Consider the following 24,070-nt stretch of genomic DNA (forward strand, 5'->3'; position numbering starts at 1 on the left):
GTTATGAAGATTCTGTTCATGTGTACGGCCAATAGCTGTCGTAGCGTCCTGTCCGAGGGGCTCTTCAACCATGTCGCCCCAGACGGCATCACGGCCATAAGTTCGGGCAGCTTCCCCAGCGGCAAACTCAATCCGCGAGCGCTGAGCACTCTGCAAGGATTGGGAATCGACACGTCCGGCCTGTACAGCAAAGGCTCGGAAGTCTTCGTAGACACACCACCCGATATCGTCATCACCGTGTGCGACAAGGCGGGCGGCGAGCCTTGCCCGGTGTATTTCGGCCCGGCCATCAAAAGCCACTGGGGGCTGTCCGACCCGTCTGAGGTCGACGGCATTGATGAGCAGGTTCAGGCCGCATTTGAAGCGACCGTTGAACGTATCAAGAGGCGATTTACCGCGTTCTTCAACTTGGATCTGAAAACGCTTCAGGGCGCTGATCTGAAGCAGGCTCTGGATCGGATCGGAGCCCTGTGATGAGCGAATTTGATAGGGACTCTGTCAATACTTTTCCAGCTCTTGATCTGTCGCTGATGGATAGACGGACAGGTGTGGTGCTCTCCGGAACGACAGGGAGCGATGTCTGCGGTGTTCAAAGCGCAGATTGACTGGATCTGACCATGGGGTGCCGTACGCCCCACACAGGGTACAACTCTTGCGGTGATGCAGGCGTGCGGCGGCTCGCAGTCCTTCAACGCAGTGAACCAGATGCGGGTTCTGGGTCGGTGGATGCGCATGCTGACCATCCCGAATCAGTCGTCTGTGCCCAAGGCGTATCTGCAGTTCGACGAGGCAGATCGAAAGAAGCCTTCACCGTACTACGACCGGGTAGTCGATGTGATGGAGGAACTGGTGAAATTCACTCTGCTGGTTCAGGAGTGCTCAACAAGCCAAGAAGCCAGTCGAATCGTTCTGACCTCGTTCTTGCACGTGTGTTGAGCCTGGCCAACCGTCACACCCTGGCTCACTTGCCTGGCTCGAGCGAGAAGTTCGTGATAAGGCACGCAGACCAATGGCCATCCACCCCGAGAAAAGCAGCGCGGGTGACGAATAAACCCCTGCAGACGCGGTCATAGCGGAAATTCTGCAGGGAAATGGGTCAATGACGACACGCTTGAGATTCTGTTTAGTGCTGTTGCCGATGTTCGCAGGTTGCAAGTATCTTCCCCACACCGATTACTTTGTCGCACCAGCGAATGAGCCGAATCCAGCCTGGATTCGTGTCGTCAATTTCACCCAGCATGCGGCAATCTACCAGACCGACAACGGTGTGAAGACCGGCGGTGTGGTGCGTACCGGGCCTCTCCCCTTTACCCATACCCAAGACATTGGCATGCCCAAAGCGGGGCAAGACCTGACCTGGGACTACTACGAATCAACGATTCGGCCGGGCCTGGAAACAACTGTGTATATGACATGGGAGGGCTCGCGTACCAGGACCTGCTTTGTCACAACCCAATTCACACCTGAAGCCGGGCGCTACTATCAGTTCCTCCTCACTTCAGGTTCCAGTGGAAAATGCACGCTGTCCCCAACGCTGATCGAGCGTGACAAAGAAGGTACGGGCTGGCATCTGGTCCGTAACGAAAATGTAACCTACAAGAATGCTGGGCCAACCGCCGAGACCTTCTACACCAACAGTCAATTCGAAAACCCTGACTACCAGCCACCGCCCGAGCTGTACCCAGGCACAGACGTCAGATAGCGGCTACCCCTCAGGCCCAGCGACTCAGGTATCAGATATGAAGCCACAACCGCTGCATATGGTTGCTGATGTGAAAATACCTTGCGCCTACCGCCCCAGCGTCTCGACGATCGTGTTGTTTGGTCTTGAGGTTGCGGGTGAGCACGAGCCGCCGGTATACATGGAGATTCGCTTCGTGGACTACGCCAGCCAGCAGATTGAAGGCGATCATTTGATGATTACGCTGGAGCTGGCTCTGGAATCCGCCGAGCAGGATTACGGGATCAGCAAGGATGATTGGCGCCAGATGAGCGACGCAGAAATTGCCCGTATCCGCTGGTAATGATCTGATGGTCAAGCCAGCACAGCACCGCGTGAGCCTAATGAGTATCACGCGAAAGGGGACTAATGAAAGCCTGGGAATGCCGGCCCCTGACAGCCAACCAGTTGGCACAGTCCGGAGTGAATTCAAGGTACCCGCAGGCGAGCCCGTGTCGTTTGTCTAAAACCGCGATCGTTGCTACAACAGGTTCACATTCGGACCGCAACCGGGGGCAGACTACGAACTTGACGCGTCGGGGTACTCCAACTGTACGGTAGCTGTCAGGCAGCTTCCACATGGATCGGAGCCAGGCAAACCCGTGGCGTTGGACGACAGCAAAATGTGTCGGTTGGCAGACAATTACTGAGCGTGCCAGGCTCAAAGCTGATCCGCTTGATGCCACAGCGTTAGGTGCCGCAGCATTATCGCAATGAGCTAATTATTCGGTTTGTTAGCGGGCAGTGGTGCCGAATGAATTTCGTCGAACATAGCGGTTGTCACCGATGCAGCGTAGACAATGTATTTCACGTCATTGGCCTCATCCTTGACTTCATAAATCTCACACAGAAGGCTTCTCTTGTCCTTCGGCAACTCTATAGACGACCAAGAGGCAGGACTCTTGAAGTTAAACTCAGGGCCCTTGTAGCTTAATGACCTGATACCAACGACCGTTCTCTTATATTGTTGCCTGTCAGGTCTCTTAGCGTTTTCATAGCTGCCTCTGAACGATCCCAGCGACCCAGAGACCACATCTACGCACGCCTTGTCCAGCGCGGTCGCGTAATCAGCTACGGCATAAGTGCCAACGGTTGCATGATCGGCGTAGAATTTTTCACGCGGCGACAGGCGCTCCTCCAGAGCGTTGGAGGCATGGTTTTCACCCTCGAAATAGTATTCGATATACCCTCGAGAAATATCCACCCTGTCATATTTCTTTCTTTTCTCTACTACTTCGCTGAACGAATACCAGCGTTGCTCGATCCGATGATGCTCGACCTCTAGCGTGTTCGCTAAAACCTTAACAGACACCGCCGAACCCAACAGGATGAAAGCAATCAGTAGATTTTTCATGGCTAACCTAAAACAGAGATTTTTAATTAATTTTGCTTGAAAGGGATGAGATTTTAATTAGCGCCCTTCCACCGCCAGGCCTGACACTGAGGCTACTGCTTCTCCCTCCGTTTCACAGACCAGCATCAGATTGTCCCCCTGCTTACGCTCGGCAAACGCAACCACGAATGCCACCTTGGCGAAGGTACTGTTCACTCAGCCGTGTCACGGCCGGTACAGCGGGAATGCTTCCATCAGCGGCGGGATCTCCTGCCCCATCGCTATTGCGCTCTGGGTGGGATCGTTCGGTTTTGGAATGGTCCGGGCGAAGTGAAAAATGATCGTCTGGCCGGTGGTGCCATCGGTGTAGTACTTGAAGTAGCTAATCTCCGAAAACTGCCCGTCCTTACGGACTGAATCGGGGTAGTACATCATCGCGTAGTCGATCCCGGTTCTATTTTTTGTCAGCAGAACTGCCGGCATGTTCGGGTTTTCCTGCTGATGCAGCTGAATGGCACGTTTGGCCAGGTCGAGGGGCTTGAAGCGGTTCATCTCGCGAGGCACGACAGTAAAGTCGACCATCTCGGTCCAGGCATCCATGCTTTCATCTTCAGGGAAATATTCCCACAGGCCCTGCTTCTGGAACTTGAGGACAAACGTCTTCCCACCGAACTGCACCGATTTGGTTTCGGCGATGGAAGGGCTGGCCTTGGTGGCGGTGAGCGGCGTGGAGCAGCCGGAAAGCAGGAGCAAGGTCGATAGCACAAGCAATAGGGCTTTCATTTCAATCCTTGAAAAAAGTGCATCAGGCAATTTTTTGCGCAGCTAACAATAGCTCAAGGCAACTCTGAATACTTGCTTTATCTAGCGGGCCAGGAAGTCACGTTGCCTACCGCTCCCTCTCCAAACTCCCCCGCGCCGCCTCCCTCAACATCTCCCCCGCCAACACCCGAAACCTCTGCGTCAGCACGTTCTCAGGCCGGTCGGACGACAACAGCAAATACGTATAAAACCGCAACTCAGGCGCAAACGGCCGGATGTCGATATCGGTATGCAGGTACTCGTTGGCCACCAGCGGGCTGACCACGCTGACGCCCAGCCCAAGCCCGACCAGTGAGCAGACAGTGGCAGCATGGGTCGCATCCATGTTCAGCACGCGCGGATCTTCTTCGGCAAACAGTCGGTCGAGCCGCGTGCGGGAGCCGTCGGTGTGCGACAGCGAGATGAATTCCTCGCCCTTCAAATCTGCCGGTGTCACTACCTCCAAGGCACCAAGCCGATGCCCTTTGGGAAAAATGCACACCCCAGGCACATCACAGATGATTTCCGACTGCACCCCCGCCATGTCCTCGGCCACATACGACACCAGGCAGACATCGCAGAAACGGGTGGCCGCCCAGTGCGCGACGTTGGGCGAGTCATTGGTGTGGATCGATATATGCACGTGTGGGTTCTGCTGGCGAAAGCGCTGGATGATCGCCGGCAGCAGGCCGTGGGTCAGCGACGGCACAGCGCCGATGCGCAAGCGCCCGGTGCCGCCGCGCTTGAGGTGCTGGGCGGAGTTTTCCAGGCTATGCAGGCCGATGAAGGCGCGCTCGACGTCGGCGAAAAACTGCGCGCCTTCATCGGTTGGCACCAATCGCGCGCCCACCCGCTCAAACAATTTGAAGCCGTTGGCCCGCTCGAGTTGTGCGATCAGGCGGCTGACATTCGGCTGCGAGGTATGCAACGCCTGCGCCGCCGCCGTCATGGAGCCGCTGACCATCACCGCGCGGAAGGTTTCGATCTGCTTGAAATTAATGGCCATATCATTTCTGCATGACTAGTTGATGGATTGTCATTTGATTGCATGACCCGAAGATTTTATAACTAGATCTACATCGACGTCTGCCCCGATGCAGCGCGATGCCAACCGAGCGCATACCCGCAACAACAAAAACAAAACCGGTGCTCAAGCTTCATTTCAGCTCTGCCCTTGTACTCATCGTTTCGCCGCACGCCAGTGGGGCGATGCAGCCCGGTAATCAGGAGGCATCATGTCGTTCTCGTATAAAAAACTAAGCGCTGCGCTGGCCCTTTCGTGCGTGTCCATGGCGGCGGTGTCCACCGCACTGGCCGTCGACTTGCCGGCCGTTCCTGCAGCTATCAAAGAGGCAGGCCAGCTGCGAGCTGGCGTGCGTTGCGACCAGCCGCCTTATGGCTATCAAGACAACAAGGGCGACTTTGCCGGCGTCGAAGTAGAGATGGCCAAGCAGGTGTCACTGTGGGCCCTGGGCTCCAAGGACAAGGTCAGCTTTACCTGCGTGACTGCCGAAAACCGAGTGCCGCAACTGCTGGGGCGCAAGGTCGACTTCCTCATCGCTACCCTCGGCGTAACCCCGGAGCGTCAGCGCGTGATCGACTTCACCACGCCCTACCGCTGGGGCGCGAGTGACGTGGTGGTGAAGAAGGACAGCCCGGCGCAGAAGATCGCCGACCTCAAGGGCAAGACCCTCGCCACGCTCAAGGGCTCGGTGCAGGCCAAGTGGTTCGAAGACCACATGCCCGACGTGAAAACCCTGCGCATGAACAGCGCCGCCGATGCCCTGCAAGCCTTCCGCCAGGGCCGCGCCGATGCCTACACCCACGACGCCGCAACGCTGGTGGTGGTCGCCGACAACGACAAGGACGCGCGCCTGATCGGCGAACCGTTCCAGATCTCCGATGCGGCCATCGGTGTGCGCAAGAACGAAGAGCAGTGGCGCGACTTCCTCAGCGCGGCGGTGCTGCGCATGCGTGAAGAGCACCTGTACCGCGGCTGGGTAGAGCAGTTTGTACCGAAGAATATCCAGGGCTATTACATCAGTGTGTTCGAGCAGGCCAAACCTGCCGAATCGCTCTGATCGGCCGCGATCATGGATTTCGACATCCATTACTTGATAGCGCAGTGGCCTGCGCTGCTCGACGGCGTGTTGATGACGCTGAAGATCACCGCGCTGGCCATCTTCTTTTCAATGCTGATCGGTGTGCTGGGCGGCGCGGTGCGGGTGATGAAAGTGCCGGTGCTGTCGCAGGCGGTGGTGCTGTACGTGGAGTTGATCCGCAATACGCCGATCCTGGTGCAGTTGTTCTTCATCTTCTACGGTCTGCCGGCCATTGGCCTAGGGTTGTCGCTGTTCTGGTCGGGGGTGGTGTGCCTGTCGCTGTGGGCTGGGGCCTACCAGATCGAGAACATCCGCGGCGGCCTGGCCACCGTGGAGCGCGGCATGCGCGAGGCGAGCCTGGCACTCAGCCTCAAGCCGGCGCAGTACTTTGCCCTGATCGCCCTGCCGATCGCGTTTCGCACCAGCCTCCCGGCGATGCTCAACACCGCGATCTCGCTGCTGAAGAACTCTTCGTACCTGCAGGCCATCGGTCTGGCGGAATTGACCTTCGTCGCGGTGGACCGCATCGCCACGGACTTTCGCGCCATCGAGATGTTCACGGCCATCTGCGTCATGTACCTGGTGCTGGTCGGCGTGCTCGCGCTGCTGACTGCGCGCCTTTCCGCCCACTTACAACGCCCTTTCCGGCAGTGAGGCGAGCATGAACTTCATCTTCGAAAACTGGAGCTTCGTTTTAAAAGGGTTGTTGATGACCCTGCAACTTGCGCTGGTGGTGCTGTTGTTCACCACGCTTATCTCGGCCGTGCTCGGCGTGCTGGCCACGGTCAAGAACCGCGTGCTGTGGTGGACGATTCATGTCTACGTGGAGCTGTTCCGCTCCATTCCGCTGATCGTCAACGTGTTCTTCATCTTCTTCGGCGCGCCGATGTTCGGCGTCGATCTAAGCCCGTTTGCCGCGGTCACCGTCGGCCTGACCTTGTGGGGCAGCGCCAACGGTATCGAGATCGTGCGGGGCGGGTTGGAGTCGGTGTCCCGCCACCAGTGGAAAAGCGCCTGGGCGCTGGGCCTGCGCTCCTGGCAGATCTACCTGCACGTGATCGTGCCGCAGTCGATGAAAGCCATTCTGCCGGCCTATACCGGGCTGCTGACGATCCTCGTGCAAGCCACGTCGCTGGGTGCCCTGGTCGGTGTAGGCGAATTCCTCAAGGTCGGCCAGATCATCATCGAACGGGAAACCGTAATGACCGGCGTCAGCCCGGCCTTCTCGGTCTACGCCGTGGTGTTGCTGGTGTACTTCGTCATCTGCTCGGCACTGACCTGGCTTAGCCGTTATCTCGAACGTCGTCTGGGTCGCCCGGCGGTACGTACTTCCATTGGAGAGGTTCCAACATGCAAGAATCCAAAGTCAGTCGGCGTCTGAAAGAAAGCACCGCGCCGGAAGTCAACGAGTACATCTATCGCCCGCGCCTGGAAGGCTTCGCCAGCGGCTTCGCCAACCTGGGCAACGTCAACAAGGCGCACATCCTGATGCTTGCCGAACAGGGACTGATTCGCGGCGAACATGCCAGTGCGCTGGCCAAGGGTGTGCTGGACATGGAGCAGGCCGGGCCGGATGCGGTCGAGCTGGACCCGTCCCGCGAAGACGCCTACTTCAACTACGAAGCACACCTGATCGAGCAGATCGGCGCCGACATCGGCGGGCGCCTGCACACCGGTCGCAGCCGCAACGACATACTCGCCACACTCGACCGCCTGCGCTGCCGCGAGCTGTTGATGGACCTGATCGATGAACTGGTGACCGTGCGCGCCACGGCCCTGCGCTGCGCCGCGATGTACGCTGAAGTGGTGATGCCCGGCTACACCCACCTGCAGCCGGCGCAACCGATCACCTACGGCTACTACCTGAGCGCGGTGGAACAGGCGCTGGAGCGCGACAGCAAGCGCCTGATCCAGACTCTGGAGTCGATGAACCAGTGTCCACTCGGCGCAGCCGCTTTCGCCGGCACGCCGTTCGACATCGACCGCGCACGCACCGCGGAGCTGCTCGGCTTCGACGGCTACCTGGACAATGCGCTGGACGCCATCGGCTCACGCGACTTCCTGCTCGAAAGCCTGTCGCACCTGAGCCACCTGGCGGTGTTCTGGAGCCGCGTCGCGCAGGACTACTTTGTCTGGAGCACCCATGAGTTCAACCTCATCGACTTCCCCGACAGCGTCGCCGCCACCTCCAGCATCATGCCGCAAAAGAAAAACCCCACCGTGCTCGAGTACCTCAAGGGCCGCAGCGGGCACATCGTCGGCCTGCTGATGGGCGCCAGCGTGAGCATCAAGGGCACCAACTTCTCCCACACTGGCGACGGCAACCGCGAAGGCACCCGCGGCTTCTGGGAAGCCGCCGAAGAAACCCTACGCTGCCTGAAACTACTCGACCTGGTGCTGCGCACCGCAACGCCCAACATCGACCTGGCGGTACGCCGCGCCGGTGAAGACTTCTCCACCGCCACCGGCCTTGCCGACCTGATGGTGCGCGAAGTCGACCTGTCGTTCCGCGAAGCCCACCATGTGGTCGGCGGCGTGGTGCGGATGGCCATGGACCAGGGCCTGCCGGCCAACCAGATCACCACGCAGATGGTCGATGCCTGCGCCCTCGAGCAACTCGGTCACGCCCTCAATCTGCCCGAGCAGAAAGTCCGTGATTGCCTCGACCCGGTCAGCAACGTGCAAGGCCGCAGCTCCGCAGGCGGCCCCTCGCTCGGCTCACTCAAGCCAAGCCTGGCACGTGCCAGCGAGCGCCTGAGCGCCGAGCGCATTGCCAACCAGCAACGCCGCGAGCGACTCAGCGCGGCCGACCTCAACCTGCAAACCCTGACCCGGGCACAGGCGGGCGTATGAGCACGATCCTGACGGTTCGCGACCTGCACAAAAGCTTCGGTGCGCACGAGGTGGTCAAGGGCGTGGACATGGACGTTCAACAAGGCGAAGTGGTGGTCATCATTGGCCCCAGCGGCTCGGGCAAGTCGACCTTCATCCGCTGCCTGAACAGCCTGGAAGAGCCGTCCCTCGGCACCGTGGTGATCGCCAATGGCGACTCGGCCAATGCCGGTGACCGCAAAGCCCTGGCCAGGCTGCGCGAAGAGGTGGGCATGGTGTTTCAGGACTACACCCTGTTCCCGCACATGAGCGTGCTGGCGAACATGATGCTCGCCCCGGTCAAGCTCAAGCGCTCGAGCAAGCAAGAAGCCCAGGCTCACGCCCTCGCCCTGCTCGACCGCGTCGGCCTGCGGCACAAGGCCGAGCACTACCCGGCGGAGCTGTCCGGCGGCCAGCAACAGCGGGTGGCGATCGTGCGGGCTCTTGCGATGAAACCCAAGCTGATGCTGTTCGACGAGCCCACCTCGGCACTCGACCCGGAGACCGTCGGCGACGTGCTCAACGTGATGAAAGGCCTCGCGGCCGAAGGTATGACCATGATCGTCGTCACCCACGAGATGGGTTTCGCCCGGGAAGTGGCCGACCGCGTGGTGTTCTTCGACGGCGGCAAGATCATCGAGATGGGCCCGCCATCGGAAATCTTCAGCGCACCAAAGGAGCCTCGCACCCGCCAGTTCCTGGAAAGCGTCCTGCACTGACTTCAACATCCTCTTCCACACCCGGCGTGCCCGCCTCCACCGGGACGGCGCGCCTGTGCTCCGGCAAGGAGTTTCAAATGAGTCAAGCGACCGGCAAAGCCCTGGATCCACTGGGCGCACAGACCATGATCCAGATGGAGAACGTCAACAAATGGTATGGCGAGTTCCAGGTACTGAAGAACATCAACCTCAGCGTACGCCAGGGTGAACGCATCGTGCTGTGCGGCCCATCTGGCTCGGGCAAATCGACGACCATTCGCTGCCTCAACCGCCTCGAAGAACACCAGCACGGCCGCATCGTCGTCGACGGCACCGAGCTGACTAGCGACGCCAAACAGATCGAAACCATCCGCCGCGAAGTCGGCATGGTGTTCCAGCACTTCAACCTGTTTCCGCACCTGACCATCCTGCAAAACTGCACCCTCGCCCCGATGTGGGCGCGCAAGATGCCGCGCAAGGAGGCGGAGGCGGTGGCGATGCATTACCTGGAACGGGTGCGCATTCCCGAACAGGCGCACAAATACCCCGGCCAGCTTTCAGGCGGCCAGCAACAGCGCGTCGCGATTGCCCGGGCGTTGTGCATGAAGCCGAAGATCATGCTGTTTGACGAACCCACCTCGGCGTTGGATCCGGAGATGGTCAAGGAAGTGCTGCAGACCATGGTCGACCTGGCCGAAGACGGCATGACCATGGTGTGTGTTACGCATGAAATGGGCTTTGCCCGGACCGTGGCGCATCGGGTGGTGTTCATGGATCAGGGGGAGGTTGTTGAGGAGGCTACGCCTGGGGAATTCTTTGAGAATCCGCAGAGTGAGCGGAGTCGGTTGTTTTTGAGTCAGGTGCTGCATTGAGTGGGAGTGGAGCGCAGCGTCTGGGCCGGGGCGGACAGACATTGATGTTCCTGTGTTTCCGTCATATGTTGCGCGCTTTCATGGAGGATTCTGTCTGATGGCACGCGTGGCTTTGATACTGACCCCCGGTTTTGCGGACTGGGAATATGCCTTCATCGCGGGTACGGCGTCCCCGTTTTACGGGATAGACGTCAGGTTCTTCTCCCCCACTACGGGACATTTCCGTTCGCAGGGTGGATTGGCGGTAACGGTCGATAGCAGCTTGCAAGAATGTCTGGACTGGAAACCGGACGTTGTCGTCGTCATTGGAGGGATGGTCTGGGAACGTGAAGAAGCCCCCGATATTCGCGACTTTCTGCATGCCAGCCGTTCAAGCGGAGCAATCATTGCCGGTATCTGTGGAGGAACGCTGGCACTTGCAGGAGCCGGGCTTCTGGACACGGTTGCTCATACCTCGAACAGCGCTGATTTCCTGCAGACTGTCGTCGGTTACGAAGGCTGCGCGCTTTACCAAAGCAGCTCAAGAGCGGTGACGGCAGACCGCATCATTACTGCTCCAGGCACCGCCCCCGTTAGCTTCACCTGCGCAGTGTTTGAAGGTGCAGGGCTGTCTGCAGAGAGCATTTCTCAGTTCAGATCAATGTTGGCGGCGGAGCATGGGTGATCGCGTCGTCCAGGCCTGTCGGGTACATGCCCGATAGTTCTTGATCAGACGCTAGCGAATGCACGTCTTCTGAGGGAAAATTCGGTGCTCTAGGTACCGCCGCCAAGGAACGGAAATGGCACTGACCAGCAAGATAACCCCGTACAACCCCACTTGGCCCACCCAATTTATAGCGGACGAGTCGCTCATCGCCTTGGCCTTTGGCGATGAGCTGATAGCCATACACCATGTTGGAAGTACCTCTGTTCCAGGCCTCGCAGCCAAGCCCGAGATCGACGTGCTAATCGAGGTTCATGATCACCGCAATGCGTCGGCGCGGGACGAGGTGTTGGTGGGTTTAGGCTATGTACGAGGAAGTGATCTAACGCAAGGGCATCACTTCTATCGGCGTAATGTGGATGGGATTCGTACGCACAAGCTTCACGCGTGTACCTGTGGTCACCCTGCGATCACCCAGATGTTGGGGTTCAGAGATTTGCTTAGGCGCGATGCCTCGATCCGCCAGCAGTATGAAGCGTTGAAGCTTCAGCTGGAGTCGAGCAATACGGATGGAATGGCTGAGTATCTGGAGAAAAAATCACCGTTTATTATCGAGGCGCTACGTCATGCGGGGATATCCACTGCATGCAATCAATAAGAGCACGCTCGCCGCACGGGCCTTGCGTTACTCACTTTTCCTGACTGCTTTCCCGTGCCCGTGGCGAGGCCGGCTTCGACACTGCCTTCTTCGCTCTGGCTGCCGCAGGGCTTTTCCCTCGTTTCGGTCCGGCCAACACGTCAGCGCTGGCCAGCGGCGAATGATGGGCCACCGGCCGCGTAGACACAGCGTTTGGGCCGTGAGCCTTCAACTGGCCGATATTGTTGTCCACGACGGCTGCAGTAGTCTTATCTCTGGCAGTCATCACCATCCCCATCCGCACGCCAAACAGACGTAGCACGGCCTCCAACGTGCTGAGCTTAGGATTCGACTTGCCGTTCTCCAGTTCGTACAGGCTTTTCGTGGACATCTTGCACATGGTCGCGAAGGTCGCTTGATCAAGCCCGGTGACCTCGAGCCGCAGCCGGCGGATGGATGTCCCAATTGGATCGAGCCCCGCCGCGTTGCGCTGGACGATGTCCTCGACGAGCTGAGCGCGCTCTTCAGGCTGTAGTTTTTTCATCGCAATCCCCACTCCACGAGTCGCTTATCCAGGTTATTCACAGGTAGAGGGGCTGCATTGCGCATCGATTCAGGCGCATCGATCAGCAGATCGGGCAACGCCCTGAATTCCTCAGCCGCAATCATCAACCGTTGCAGCAGAACATCGGGATCAGTGTACCCAGCAAGCTCAGCGCAGTTGTCGCTCCACTTGGAAGAGCCCTTGCGCTCCGCCGCCCACTTCGTCGTCCGCGAAATACCTTCTTCATCCAGGATCATTGGCGCGAGGTCATAGATTGGAGCCAAGCGAAACCTCCCATCCTCACGGGTGATGGAGGTGTTGCGGCCGTGGTTGTCGGTGTTCCCCAAAATGCGGTTCAGCAGATCGCGCCGCACGTACTCGAATACCAGGTCGTCCACCTCATCCTGCTGGCCGTTATCGATCCATAGACCCACCAGTCGCTCAACCACTTCGGCGTGTGCCATCGGATGCCCGTAGCCGGTAATGCCGCAGATCGAGTACACCGACTCCAGCGGTATCCGCTCTACCACGCCATCCACTACGCGGCGATCAAATCGTGGCATCCAGAGGCTTGGCTTCACTGCCTCTTCAAGCGCCAAACCATCGGTGGGAACTGTTTCAAGGCCGAGGGCAGCAACCGCCTTGTAGTAGTGAAACTCTGTTCGCAGGATGTCTTTGTCGAGCTCGCCGCCTCGATTACGCGCGAACTTGATCAGCCAGTGACGGCACGCTTGGTCATCCGGAAGCATCGCATCAGCGTACAGAGCACCGTCGTGGGCTTGGGTCATGACCAGCTTGGGCGCTTGACCGTTGGCGCCGGTAGCGCCGCCCAATGCAGCGCCGGTTTCGTAGGCGTACTCAAGAAACTCGTTCGTCCTGCCCACGACCTCAGCATGGGCGAAAGCCTCGCTCCGATCCGGCTGAAGGCCTTCCACCGACTCCTTGATGCGCAAATGCCCAATAGGGGCCGGCGTGAAGTTTTTTAGAAGGTACAGCCCCATTTCCATGCCTTCGGGCTTAAGACGCCCGTAACGGGATTCAAGAGAGTCCCTTGCCGCACCAGAGGGAATGATGTCGTAGAGGAATGCTGGATACCCTTTGACGACGTGGTGGTCCCAGTTCAATGGAAGGTTAACGCTCAGGGCCAGTTCGCAGCGGTCTTCCATGCGATCAACGTGGTTGATGATGTAGTCGTTGTCGTATGCGACCAGACACCCTCCATCGGCAACACGCTCGGGGTTGTCAACGGTGAGCGTCGCTGCATCGCTCCATGCACCATCGGAGAAGGCTTGGATCGTGAGTCTGAGCGGCATGTGCATACCATTAATCAGCATCTGAATGCTGATTATCATATTGCACAGGGCACAAACCGGCAATGCTCTGCTGATTAACAGCCTTAGGAGAGAAAAACCGGCACTGTGATGCCGATTTAGTGGTCACAGCAATTGAGTTTCATAACGCAAGCGGCATGGCGCTGGTCAGCGCTACATCTGGTGCAACTGAGCGGCTGATTGAACACAATATCCAATGTGGAGACGCAGAGGTATGTAGCAACGTCCTTTCCGTTGTGACAGTGAGGCGATCTCGGTCTCACGCAAGTCGCCCGCTCACCAATCAACTCACGTGGGTCAGTCTTGCTCGACCGGCTCGGCGCCTTCGTCACCCTTCAACTTGCCACACTGCTCGGCCGCAAGGCGGCTGATGATACGCATCGCCTGATGGATCCCCGCCGTGTTACGGAAAGTCAGGTGCGGATTGTGCTCGCCCTCGATGGCATCGTCGTGCTGAACGAGCGCTTCACCGAGAAGCTCGAGGGTCCAGGCATAGCTTTGGATGGTCGCGAGACGATCTTGGATAGTCATGGCGACACCCTCCCCTTACCAGAAGCCAGGCGGCTCCCGCTGTGGATCGGATAGGACACAACCGACGTGGTTGATTGTTGGATGCAACAGCGGCGAGCGAATGCGAGAATTCTGCTCAGAATGCGGATAGGCATGCATGAAACTCCAAGTTCAGGACTGGAGCTGCCACGATCCTTCCTACGGGATTGGGTGGCAGCTGTGTATGGGGTAGGAATACCGGGAAACTTGGAACCCGGCCAGGCCGAAGCCTGCCCACACACAGCCGCCATGACACAGAACAGCAGACGCAAAAAAAGCGCCAGCAGTGGTGATGGAGGCGCTTAGCGCGTGCGCCAAGTTTACCAGCGGGTTCCTACACTCGGTCACGGGATTTTTCGTGACTTGGGGGAATCTAGACCTGATGGGGCTTGGGTTCAAGGGGTTGAGCCAATAGGTATTTCGCTGAATTGGATAGAATTTTTTATCGGAGCTGACCATTGCTGGCGATGAGGGCCATCGGACCAGTCGTAGCCACGGCAACCAACGGCATACGCTTGGCGATATTCATGCAGAAGCGGACAGCTCGGTCTCACGCAAGCAGCCCTCCTCACCTCGCTCAATCAAACTGAGCGTTAGTCGGCCGGATCCGAGCCCTTGTCCTGAAGCAATTTCCCACACTGCTCGGCCGCCAAGCGGCTGATGATGCGCATCGCTTGATGGATGCCCGCCATGTTGCGGAAGGTCAGTTGTGTGTTGTGTTCGCATTCCAGTACATCGTCGTGCTGAACGAGTGCCTCACCGAGCAGTTCAAGGGTCCAGGCGTAGCTCTGGATTGTCGACAGGCGCTCCTGGTTATTCATGCGAACACCTGCTTCAACCTTGAGCCGGACAGGCCCAACGTGGAAACGCAGCACAACGGCTGAGTGCAAAACATCAGAAGATTGGTACGGTGGGGAACGGATGCGGGGATCCGCAACGGAGTGGTTGTGATCATGCATGGAGTCCTTTTCTGTTGATGCACCACACCAGCCGTCGCCAAACGGTTGGGTGGCAGCTGTACGCGGGTTGGCGAACCGAGGAAAAGGAACCCGGCAGACCCGGAGGTCTCCCACGCACAGCCGCCATTACACGAAACTGCAGACACAAAAAAAGCGCCAGCAATCGTGGTAGGGGCGCCATTGCGCCTTTTCGGTCGAGTCGCCAAACCCGGTCGCGGAATTGGCCGCGACGTGGCTAATCTAGCTGTCCACACCACCGGGTGCAAGTTTCAGAGCTGTGGGAAATTTCTCAATCGCCCATGGCGGAGGATGGCAGCGCGACGAGATCAGTAACCGCCTCAGCTGTTAAGTTATCAAGGACCTGGGGATAGGGACGGACTCCGCAGCTGGGGACACTGCGGAGACAGACGGACGGTTATTGGCCGTGGAGGCCCGGTTTTCGCGGGACTGAAATTTGGTGGATTTTTTGGCGTACCTCATAGGGTATCTATAAAAAAATCAGCTAGTTATGGCTTTCAGTGGAATCGAATCGGGAATTGCGGAGGCTCCTCCCACCCACTTCAAATGATACGTAGGGAACGGCAGAATCCGACACATAGCGATCCTTCACGAAAGGCAGGAATCGGCCATAAACGCGTAAGGTGATCGAAGGGTAGTGACACGCCATGCCTTGCGATATTAAATTGCCATCCTTGATTGGATCCAGGGATGAGTCATGGAGCAAGCCAATTTCCAGGTCGATGCGCGCCTAGCCACGCTGCTAGGGCAAGGGTACTCGTCGACCGAGAAAGCTCTTAAGGAGCTAGTGGACAATGCGTGGGATGCCGACGCAGAAGAAGTCATTATCGTCCTACCAGAACCACTGAGCGATAAACCCATCGTCGTCAGCGATAACGGCAATGGCATGACTGTGATTGAGCTGAAATCTCAGTACATGAAGATCGCATCCGACTGCCGCCTGAGGCGGGGGGAGCGGACTCTCGGAAAGCAAAGGGTTATCAAAGGCCGAAAGGGCATCGGTAAATTTGCAGGGCTGATGGCGGCATCGGTGATGACCTTGAGCACTCGCGCCCGTGGCCAGTCTGCGTCATTTAAGCTGAGCGTCGACAATCTCCAGCAGGCTGCTGACATTGAGCACCTTCCCATCGACATAGCGGTGTCGATCTGTGGAGAGGGCGATCATGGCACCTCGATCCACCTGACGCATCTCCGGCAAGATCTGAGCTACCCGAATCCTGTCCAGCTCAGGCAAGAGCTGATTAAGGAGTATGGCCGGCAGTCAGGATTCACCATCATCATCAATGGAAAGCCTCTGGGCATTGATGATCTCGAAGGCACCTATAAGGAAGAATCCGAGACGTTGTCATCTGCGGGTGACGTAGCGCTGAAGTTTTCCATCAGCAACAAAAGGGCAGGCTTACGGGAGCCAGGCATCACGTTGCTCGTCGATGGTAAGGCCATTGGTAAACCGGGGTTCTTTGGGCTGGATGGATGTGACGATGTACCGCCTAAGCTGCTGCGAAAACTTTACGGTGAGATCAGTGCTGATGGCTTGAGGGACTACATCACGGCTGGCTGGGATTCTGTGATCGAGAACAGCGAGAGCTACCAGCAGGTCACTGAATATGTCCAGCAGACAGTGAAGGAGGCGCTTCATCAGACTCATGCCCAAGAGATGCAGCTTGCGCATGCTAGGTTGAAGAAGGCGTTGAACCTGAGTATGTCGAAGCTCCCTGAGCACAAGCGTCAGTTTGCTGAGGAGGCCATCAAGAAGGTCCTGGACAAGTACTACGACGAGCCTGAACACAAGGTGGAGGCAATCGCATTTGTGGTGCTTCAGGCCATTGAGCGCTCCGATTACGCAGCCGTCATTGAGCACCTTGCTGAGGCGAAGAAGGCAGACGTAGCAGCAGTCGCTGAGGCGCTTGAGCAGTTCGGCCTAGCGGACATGGCAATCCTGGTGGAGCAAGCAAAAGCTCGAATGGCTTTCCTGGACTGGTTGGAAAATCTGGTAGAAAACAAGGCCTGTCTTGAGGTCACGGTTCACCGCGCTATCGAGAAGGCTCTCTGGATTTTTGGGGCGGAATACACTGCTTTCAGCTCAAATGAAGGGTTGAAAAAACAAGTCGAGGAGTATTTAGGTCTGAAGTACCAGGGGAAATCTGGTGCAGATCGACCGGACCTTCTGCTCAATGAAAATTTGAATGGTGAGTACCTACTTATAGAATTCAAGAGACCCTCGCACGGCTTGAACCATGAGGATTACCAGCAGGCCACAAGGTATCGGCATGAGTTTGCAAAATACACAGCAAAGCCGATAATTGTCCTGTTGCTCGGTGGTCGGCGATCCACTGATTTTCCTGTGCAGTATATCGAACCCAATGTGAAGCTTCTTTTGTTCTCAGACATTATTGCAACCGCGCGCCGGCAGGTCAAATGGCAGCTGGAGAGAATTTAAGCGCTGATCTGGGGCGCTTCAGCTTGCTCTGTGTTAAGCGATGTCTAAATTAGCCCATGCCTGTCGGACATGATTACGGCATCGCACTTCCCGACCTGTAATAAAACCCATTAAAGTAACGTGAGCATTGAAAGCTGCCACATTCATTTATTTGCGGAATGCGACTTTGTAGCGAAGCATACTTCAATATGTTCTTTTATCTGGGCGACTTATTTATTTCGCTTAGTATTTTTTCTATAGGTTACATTGCAACTTTAAACGAGCCATGTTTGAAAGCCCATATTGATCAGTATAGCTAGCGGGCTGGGTACAGGAATGTATCAAAAATCTGAGCAAAGGCCTGAGTCTCTACTGCATGGTTACTGCAAAGATACTCTATAATTTCAGTCTCACTCATGAGGTTGTTTTTTAGCACATGTTTATAAAAAGATTTATTATCAAGCTGTTGAATTTGACCAAGCTTCGCGCCCAAATAAGCCGACCCAGCATAATAGTCTGCATGAAATTGCTTTTCTACACTCAAGAAAGGAATGCAATGTACGTTATTAAAATTCCTTACATACCTCAACTGAGCCTGATCACCATCCAAGATAGATATGACTTTATCTTGGCCAGCAAAAAACTCTTCGCTTGCATTTCGCTTCATCAGATCAACAACACCGCTCCCTCCACCAATATAAATAACCTTATATTGAAAGTGCGCGCCAGCGTGGTATTTTTTCAGAACATACTCAATGAGCTTCTGTAGAACATCATCCTCAGTAAGGATGTATCTGTCCCACCCCTTGAAACCGAACAGCAAGCTTTTTACATAGCTATAAGATGCTGGGACGGGGCGAATGCAGCGCGGATCATCAAGCAAATAGAAGATTTCATCATCCTCTAGCGTCTTCATCAGCGCCAATGAGTGAGTCGTAAATAAGATATTGACCCCATATATTACACAAAACTCACGCAACCGAGCTGCCAACCTCGTTTGAGCAGCAGCATCAAGTGACATATCCAGTTCATCGATCACTATAAGTCGACAACCACTTGCAATCTTTCTATATACGCTTATCAGCAGATACTCACCAGAACTTAAATAGTCTTCGCGAATGTACCTATTATCATCCAACAAAATGCAATAATAATCTGTGCGCTTAACCTTGACCTGAATGAGGCGATCAAACTTTCTCGACGAATAGATGTAGTTCAGAAACTCAATAAGTTCATTAGGTACATCATAAGACCTCAAGACAATACTACTACGAATATCCTTGTCAGCCTGAGACAGTGTCTGAAAAAACTTAAAACGCTGCCCGTACGGCATTGGCAACTCTACGTCAATATTATTCTTTATATCCTCTGGAATAATGCTCTTAGAGTTTAATGTTCGAATATCCGGATCAAAATAAAAAGAATAATTTTCCGCATCTACTTGATACTTTATGAGGCTCGTGCTGCTAAAAATGCCTGGCTGGGAGGTTTGAGCGAATGTATCGGCAAATCTAATATTTTGAATCGCTTTAACCAGGGTTGTTTTACCGATGCCATTTTTCCCCACGAGGCAGGTAAGCTTATTTAAAGTCAGATCAATATCAAACTTCAGCAGTGATACATGCTGAATATTCTCAATCTCGATACTAATTTTCATAGGGACTTTACCGACCCACGAATAAACATATCGACGACGGACGCCCCATATTTCTTCCGAAGCTTATTCAAGTATGCTGGGTCTGTAGTGTTGATATAGTTTAAGTAGCCGGACACCTTAGCAAGTGCAGCAGCAGTCCCTTCAGCATCTACCTTATCCATAAAGCGCTGCTTATCCTTTATGAAAAAATGAAGCATGACCTCAATATCAGACTTTAACTTGGTGTCAATCGTGATAGTGCCGTTAGGCAGAATCATCATTCCAAGAATTTTAACCTTATTACCAGCTGAACTAAATTTTGTTTTAGCAGAATTTATAGTAAAATCTCCGCCATAGCATTGAGCCAATGTATACTCAACAACTTTCTCGATACCGTAGAGCTTACTATCACCACCGGAAATAATCACATCATCCGAATAGCGCGTATATACAAGCCCGCTGTGATTACAATATGCTTCCAACGCATTATCGAACGGCAACAGACACGCATTACTGATCAAGGGCGAGGTGGAAAAACCTACTGGAAGCTTATTTTCCACCGTAACCAGATCAACCACTCTATCTATATACGAACTGGCATCAGAAATTGGAATTCTATCCAAACTTCCACGAATACACAGCTTTACAAGATCGCCTTGTATACTTCCAAAAAAGTCATTCAAATCAGTCTGAAAAAAATGCTTGCTGTTCGCATGCTTTTTAACAGCATCAACAACGTTCATCCCCTTGCGATAGGAGTAAACACATCTCTCATTGAATTCCAACCACTGAAAAACAAATAGACTTAGAAACTTATGATAGACCTTAAGATCCGCACCAGCCTCGTAAACTTTTTTCTTTTTAAATACTAGTGCGCGATACTTAGAGAGAATCTCTCCTGATTTGAAATCTTCGAAGTCATGCTTTCCGTGATACATGGCTTCGAATGCAGATTCAAAGTCTAAACTAGACACAAAATATATCTCTAAGTAGATTAAACGCCAGCGATTTTTATCACTACTGATAAAGACTAACAAACTGTTAATTACTTATGCTAGTCCATTTTCATGCACACGCACACACCAGAACACAAAATGAATGAACATGAGTGCTACGAGAGGTGTCAAAGGACGGGCGAGGACGCGGTCGATTTACAATTTCAGAGTCAAGCTAAGGGGGTAAGGGGCAATCAGAGGAGGAAGCCGGGAGGCCGCTGGCGGAGGAGAGGACTTATAGAGGCGTTTACAGTCTGCATGGCCCCCCACTCAAACGACTACAGAGCAGGGAGGCCATACAAATGTAACATGGATCAAGACCTCTAGAGGTCAGCTTATTGACCGGAGGATACCCCTAGTCACTGACATGGGGTCATGGTAAGGGCAAGGCTCCGAAAACACAACCTCATCTGCCCCCAGCAGCCAGGAGACTCGGTGCCGCGTGCTGCGACGGCTCCATCACGGGGAGCCCGAGATCCCAGAGAGGATCTGAATCAGGGAAAGCTGCTTTGTTTGAGTAGACCTCAAATTTTAAGTCGGTGAACCCAGATCCACCGCTCAAGAACTGTTCATAGTCAAACGACCATTACCCTTCCTGGAGCTCATACATTTCCTCAACAATCAGGCCTCCCGCCTTGACCACGATCCTGACAGAGTCGCTTCCATAGCTCGCGTCATCTGCTTAGAACACTACCGCCGGTAGTGATCACCGTTTGGCGCTGCTGGCCGATAGCCGCCCTTTAGCCGATGCGTCGATTGCTTCGAGTCGAGGTGCCAATCTTGCCTAGGTTGTGAGCCTCACGGCTTAGCCGTGGCAGGTCAGCCAAGATAGCCTCACGCAAGCGCATGCCGGTGACTCGCGCCAACAGGACAATCGCTGCGGCCCGTCTCTGGTCACGGCTGCAAAGCGCATCGACGATCTGCTTAACCTGTTCGCGATCTTGGCCCTGCGGCACCGACTGGCGAACCCCGTTGCGCTCCATACTCAACGCCTTGCTCGGACTAGGGAACTTCACGCACTGATCACCGCGAAGCGCTGCCATGGTCCTGTTAACGCTGGATAGCCGAGTTTGTGCGGTGCTGACGGCGAGGTCACCGCGCCCAAATTGCCGCTGAGCCATGTGCGATCAGGGCTGCAGCAGTGTCAGGAGCGCCCGTCTCTTTCCAGTGAAAGAGACGGGCGCAGGTTGGCGCACGTGAAATGGCCAAGCGAATAGGTTGCTGCAGGGCAGCGAAGTAGGAGGTGTTGTCTGGCGCACGAGGGCCATGATCTGATGTAAGCATCCATCACCGGGGAGGTGACCGGGCGAGCTGCCGGACGCGAATCGCCATTTGGGGGAGAGCCACCGCAGGAGCGGCGTGACCTTCAAGGTTTGGGCCACCTGGGTTGCTGTCATCGACAGCGCTTGCACGGCCAGTTCTACGCCTGCGGATAAACCCGGTCAAGGGTCGAAACTCAGCGATATTGGGCATGTGAGAAGCGGTTATCCACCGCTGGAATTCAGTGGTAAACCCCGGACAACGTCTTGGCTTTTAGCTTTTCAAAGTGAGATCCATCCAAACAGGGCGGCTCTCCAGCCCTGTTTGGATGGACCCGCGTGAAAGAGCAGCCCGCGCCGATCTTGCAGACTCACCCGCGATTGAATGCGCCATGACCATTTGGCAAGGCGGTGACGTTGTCGCCTACCGGATGGGCAAACTCATGCGGAGTGACGTGGCCCGATCTGTTGGCATCGATGTAGTTACTCCACCACGCCATGATCAACCGACGCTGCTCCAAACATTGGGCCTTGTGAATGTACGCGCCGCGCACGCGGTTACGCTCCTGATGGCTCATCTGCCGCTCAATCGCCGCGTCCGTCCACAGCCCTGATTCGAGCAAGGCACTACAAGCCATGGTCCTGAAACCATGCCCGCCCACGTCCTTGGTGGTGTCGTACCCCATATTGCGCAGCACCTGGTTAACCGTATTCTCCGACAAGGGCCTCCAATATCTGTGGTCGCCGGGCAAAACCAGTTCAGAGAAGCGATTCAAACTGCGCAGCTGTTCAAGGATCTCGATGACTTGAGGCGACAGCGGCACTATCTGAATGTCCCCACTCAACTTGGTCCCGCGTGTGGAATAGCGGACGCCTTCAATCGGCTCACGGGTATCGGGGATCTCCCACATCGTCCGTTGGAGGTCGAATTCATCCCACCGGGCGAAGCGCAGTTCGCTGGAGCGCACGAACACATGCAGCGTCAACAGCACTGCGAGCCGAGTCAGCTCGCGACCGGTGTAGTTGTCGATTCGGTCCAACAATTCAGGAAGGCGGTTCAGCGAGAGTGCTGGACGGTGCACAGTACGCGGCGCTTGAATCGAGCCGGCCAGATCGAGCGCCGGATTTTGAGTGATCTGCCGCGCCCGCTTCGCACCCCGCATGATCGTGGAGAGGTAGTTCTGCACACGCAGCGCTACATCCATGGTGCCGCGATCCTCGATCCGCTGGGTGACCTCAAGGAGATCATGGGTGTCGAGTTCAGCGATAGGCCGCTGACCAATCAGCGGAAACACATGGGTACGCAACCTGCTCAGCACCGTCTTGGCATGGCCCTCGGTCCAGCGTCGGGACATTTCACCGTGCCACTCCAAGGCGACGGTTTCAAACAGAAGGCTCGCCCGCTGGGCAGCGATTTTGGCCTTCTGCTTTTCCTCCATCGGATCAAGGTTGTCGAGCAACAGAGCCTTGGCCTCATCGCGCTTGGTCCTCGCAACGGCCAACGAAACGATTGGGTACTTGCCGATGATCAGCGTGCCTTCCTTGCCGTTGGGTTTGAAATACCGCAGCCGCCAAGTCTTCGAGCCACTGGGCGCGACGTACAGGTACATACCCCCGCCGTCGAACAGTTTGTAAGCACGATCACGCGGTTTGGCCGTGCGGCATTTGAGGTCGCTGAGCGGGATGGCTAGACGTGGCATAGAGGTACGTTCTCCATTCAGGAAAGACGCTGTACCCCAGAAATACCCCCGGTTATTGGGGATCTAGTTGGTTCCCGACGGAGGGTCGTGGAAACGAAAAACCGGCCAGAAGGCCGGTTTAGAGGGCTTCCAAAGCATTCAGCGGAATGCAGTGGAGCTGGATGTGGTGCCGGAGACAGGAATCGAACCTGCGACCTTCGCGTTACGAGTGCGCTGCTCTACCGACTGAGCTACACCGGCGTATCGCGAACGTACCACTAGCCGCAACGCTTAGGCAAACCCCTGCTTACCAGCAATCGCGCACCTGCGGACGTAACTCAAGATCGCAACCGCCGGGGCAAGTGACCGAGTTAAGCGTTATCCCGCCTTACACCCCGAAGGAGCCAGATCCTCTTCAATACTGGTACTACAAACCCACCCCGCCGCCGACCGGCTCAGGGTAATCACCTTCCCCACCACATTCCCCGGCGCTTCCACCAGCGTGCAGGCAATGCTCCCTACCCCGCTAGCAGCAACGCCACTGGCAGCAATCGCACAATGCGCCGTAGTCGCCTGTCCGCCCAGAGCAGCCACATCGGGCACGTCCTTGCCTTCGTTCAGGCGCAGGTCCATCGCGGTCTTCAGCGCGGATATCTCCAGCAACCCGGCTGCGGCTTTGGTGCGGGACTGGTGGTTGGTGTACATCGGTACGGCGATGGTGGCGAGGATGCCGATGATTGCGACGACGATCATCAGTTCGATCAGGGTGATGCCTTGTTGGGCTTTCATGAACGCGTTTCCTTGTTGATTCGGCTGAGCCTTCATCCACTGTGGACGTCAGCCTGGCAGGCGCGCAGTAGGCCTCAACAGACACCTTTTGTCACCCCTGCTCGGCAGGACGTCATGTTCGCTGAACTACTCTAGTGAGCATCTTCGCAACCCGCCCATGGATGGGCGCGGCAAGCTGTTACCGGGCTTGTCGCATCAGCCGCAAGGAGCTGTGC

At 55.9% G+C, this 24,070-nt stretch carries 23 protein-coding genes, 1 tRNA gene and 2 pseudogenes; 13 read left to right on the forward strand and 13 right to left on the reverse strand.

What is annotated here, in order from left to right:
- Positions 1–3: 3 nt before the first annotated feature.
- The 4 genes and pseudogenes from HU736_RS13955 to HU736_RS13970 all read left to right on the forward strand — a co-directional run bounded on the left by HU736_RS13955 (position 4) and on the right by HU736_RS13970 (position 2,024).
- Entirely contained in the window at positions 4–474 is a 471-nt protein-coding gene (locus HU736_RS13955) for an arsenate reductase ArsC (RefSeq protein WP_186701357.1), read from the forward strand.
- 57 nt (positions 475–531) lie between these two features.
- A pseudogene (locus tag HU736_RS13960) lies at positions 532–876 on the forward strand (NAD(P)H-dependent oxidoreductase); the annotation flags it as partial.
- A gap of 223 nt (positions 877–1,099) precedes the next feature.
- On the forward strand, positions 1,100–1,702 hold the full coding sequence (locus HU736_RS13965) for a hypothetical protein (RefSeq protein WP_103435975.1): 603 nt from the start codon (positions 1,100–1,102) through the stop codon (positions 1,700–1,702).
- A 37-nt stretch (positions 1,703–1,739) separates the two neighbouring features.
- Positions 1,740–2,024: a hypothetical protein gene (locus HU736_RS13970; RefSeq protein ID WP_103435974.1), complete on the forward strand. Its 285-nt coding sequence runs from the start codon at positions 1,740–1,742 to the stop codon at positions 2,022–2,024.
- Between the two features lie 414 nt (positions 2,025–2,438).
- Here the strand turns inward: HU736_RS13970 and HU736_RS13975 are convergent, their stop codons facing one another.
- The 3 genes from HU736_RS13975 to HU736_RS13985 all read right to left on the reverse strand — a co-directional run bounded on the left by HU736_RS13975 (position 2,439) and on the right by HU736_RS13985 (position 4,860).
- Positions 2,439–3,074: a hypothetical protein gene (locus tag HU736_RS13975; RefSeq protein WP_186701356.1), complete on the reverse strand. Its 636-nt coding sequence runs from the start codon at positions 3,072–3,074 to the stop codon at positions 2,439–2,441.
- A gap of 204 nt (positions 3,075–3,278) precedes the next feature.
- Complete coding sequence (locus HU736_RS13980) at positions 3,279–3,836, reverse strand: HI_0983 family protein (protein WP_186701355.1); 558 nt, start codon at positions 3,834–3,836, stop codon at positions 3,279–3,281.
- A gap of 106 nt (positions 3,837–3,942) precedes the next feature.
- A complete protein-coding gene (locus tag HU736_RS13985) occupies positions 3,943–4,860 on the reverse strand; it encodes a LysR substrate-binding domain-containing protein (RefSeq protein WP_189691832.1) in 918 nt (305 codons plus the stop codon).
- A 229-nt stretch (positions 4,861–5,089) separates the two neighbouring features.
- Here HU736_RS13985 and HU736_RS13990 point away from each other — a divergent pair, with 229 nt between their 5' ends.
- The 8 genes from HU736_RS13990 to HU736_RS14025 all read left to right on the forward strand — a co-directional run bounded on the left by HU736_RS13990 (position 5,090) and on the right by HU736_RS14025 (position 11,698).
- Entirely contained in the window at positions 5,090–5,935 is an 846-nt protein-coding gene (locus HU736_RS13990; RefSeq protein WP_186701354.1) for a transporter substrate-binding domain-containing protein, read from the forward strand.
- Positions 5,936–5,947: 12 nt separating this feature from the next.
- Positions 5,948–6,610: an amino acid ABC transporter permease gene (locus HU736_RS13995; RefSeq protein WP_101316298.1), complete on the forward strand. Its 663-nt coding sequence runs from the start codon at positions 5,948–5,950 to the stop codon at positions 6,608–6,610.
- 7 nt (positions 6,611–6,617) lie between these two features.
- Positions 6,618–7,337 carry an amino acid ABC transporter permease gene (locus tag HU736_RS14000; protein ID WP_186701353.1) on the forward strand — a complete coding sequence of 240 codons (720 nt, stop codon included), beginning with the start codon at positions 6,618–6,620 and terminating at the stop codon, positions 7,335–7,337.
- The gene (gene argH, locus HU736_RS14005; protein WP_101316294.1) at positions 7,307–8,809 is read left to right on the forward strand and encodes an argininosuccinate lyase; all 1,503 of its coding nucleotides are present in this window, start codon (positions 7,307–7,309) and stop codon (positions 8,807–8,809) included. The genes HU736_RS14000 and argH overlap by 31 nt, the downstream gene beginning before the upstream one ends.
- Positions 8,806–9,546 carry an amino acid ABC transporter ATP-binding protein gene (locus HU736_RS14010; protein WP_189691831.1) on the forward strand — a complete coding sequence of 247 codons (741 nt, stop codon included), beginning with the start codon at positions 8,806–8,808 and terminating at the stop codon, positions 9,544–9,546. Before argH ends, HU736_RS14010 begins: the two co-directional genes overlap by 4 nt.
- Positions 9,547–9,623: 77 nt before the next feature.
- A complete protein-coding gene (locus HU736_RS14015; RefSeq protein ID WP_186701352.1) occupies positions 9,624–10,397 on the forward strand; it encodes an amino acid ABC transporter ATP-binding protein in 774 nt (257 codons plus the stop codon).
- 97 nt (positions 10,398–10,494) lie between these two features.
- Positions 10,495–11,061 carry a DJ-1/PfpI family protein gene (locus HU736_RS14020; protein ID WP_186701351.1) on the forward strand — a complete coding sequence of 189 codons (567 nt, stop codon included), beginning with the start codon at positions 10,495–10,497 and terminating at the stop codon, positions 11,059–11,061.
- 115 nt (positions 11,062–11,176) lie between these two features.
- Entirely contained in the window at positions 11,177–11,698 is a 522-nt protein-coding gene (locus HU736_RS14025) for a GrpB family protein (RefSeq protein WP_186701350.1), read from the forward strand.
- Between the two features lie 31 nt (positions 11,699–11,729).
- Here HU736_RS14025 and HU736_RS14030 read toward each other — a convergent pair whose 3' ends face one another.
- From HU736_RS14030 to HU736_RS14045, 4 genes are all read right to left on the reverse strand, one after another.
- Complete coding sequence (locus tag HU736_RS14030) at positions 11,730–12,221, reverse strand: helix-turn-helix domain-containing protein (RefSeq protein ID WP_186701349.1); 492 nt, start codon at positions 12,219–12,221, stop codon at positions 11,730–11,732.
- On the reverse strand, positions 12,218–13,573 hold the full coding sequence (locus HU736_RS14035; RefSeq protein ID WP_186701348.1) for a type II toxin-antitoxin system HipA family toxin: 1,356 nt from the start codon (positions 13,571–13,573) through the stop codon (positions 12,218–12,220). Before HU736_RS14035 ends, HU736_RS14030 begins: the two co-directional genes overlap by 4 nt.
- Positions 13,574–13,849: 276 nt before the next feature.
- Entirely contained in the window at positions 13,850–14,083 is a 234-nt protein-coding gene (locus HU736_RS14040) for a hypothetical protein (protein WP_186701347.1), read from the reverse strand.
- Positions 14,084–14,694: 611 nt separating this feature from the next.
- Positions 14,695–14,922: a hypothetical protein gene (locus HU736_RS14045; protein ID WP_186701346.1), complete on the reverse strand. Its 228-nt coding sequence runs from the start codon at positions 14,920–14,922 to the stop codon at positions 14,695–14,697.
- An 853-nt stretch (positions 14,923–15,775) separates the two neighbouring features.
- Between HU736_RS14045 and HU736_RS14050 the strand changes: the two genes are divergently transcribed.
- A complete protein-coding gene (locus HU736_RS14050; protein WP_186701345.1) occupies positions 15,776–17,518 on the forward strand; it encodes an ATP-binding protein in 1,743 nt (580 codons plus the stop codon).
- A gap of 295 nt (positions 17,519–17,813) precedes the next feature.
- On the opposite strand, the gene HU736_RS14055 is transcribed toward HU736_RS14050, so the two are convergent.
- The 6 genes and pseudogenes from HU736_RS14055 to HU736_RS14080 all read right to left on the reverse strand — a co-directional run bounded on the left by HU736_RS14055 (position 17,814) and on the right by HU736_RS14080 (position 23,855).
- Positions 17,814–19,154, reverse strand: a complete 1,341-nt coding sequence (locus HU736_RS14055) for an ATP-dependent nuclease (RefSeq protein ID WP_186701344.1) — start codon at positions 19,152–19,154, stop codon at positions 17,814–17,816.
- On the reverse strand, positions 19,151–20,107 hold the full coding sequence (locus HU736_RS14060) for a reverse transcriptase domain-containing protein (protein WP_186701343.1): 957 nt from the start codon (positions 20,105–20,107) through the stop codon (positions 19,151–19,153). The genes HU736_RS14055 and HU736_RS14060 overlap by 4 nt, the downstream gene beginning before the upstream one ends.
- A 797-nt stretch (positions 20,108–20,904) precedes the next feature.
- Positions 20,905–21,225, reverse strand: a pseudogene (locus tag HU736_RS14065) (integrase domain-containing protein); the annotation flags it as partial.
- A 533-nt stretch (positions 21,226–21,758) separates the two neighbouring features.
- On the reverse strand, positions 21,759–23,087 hold the full coding sequence (locus HU736_RS14070; RefSeq protein ID WP_186701342.1) for a tyrosine-type recombinase/integrase: 1,329 nt from the start codon (positions 23,085–23,087) through the stop codon (positions 21,759–21,761).
- A gap of 164 nt (positions 23,088–23,251) precedes the next feature.
- Positions 23,252–23,327: transfer RNA gene (locus HU736_RS14075), tRNA-Thr, on the reverse strand.
- Positions 23,328–23,444: 117 nt separating this feature from the next.
- Positions 23,445–23,855, reverse strand: a complete 411-nt coding sequence (locus HU736_RS14080) for a pilin (protein ID WP_186701341.1) — start codon at positions 23,853–23,855, stop codon at positions 23,445–23,447.
- Between the last annotated feature and the right edge of the window lie 215 nt (positions 23,856–24,070).

The organism is Pseudomonas shirazensis (genome assembly GCF_014268785.2).
In the GTDB taxonomy this organism is placed as follows: Bacteria; Pseudomonadota; Gammaproteobacteria; order Pseudomonadales; family Pseudomonadaceae; genus Aquipseudomonas; species Aquipseudomonas shirazensis.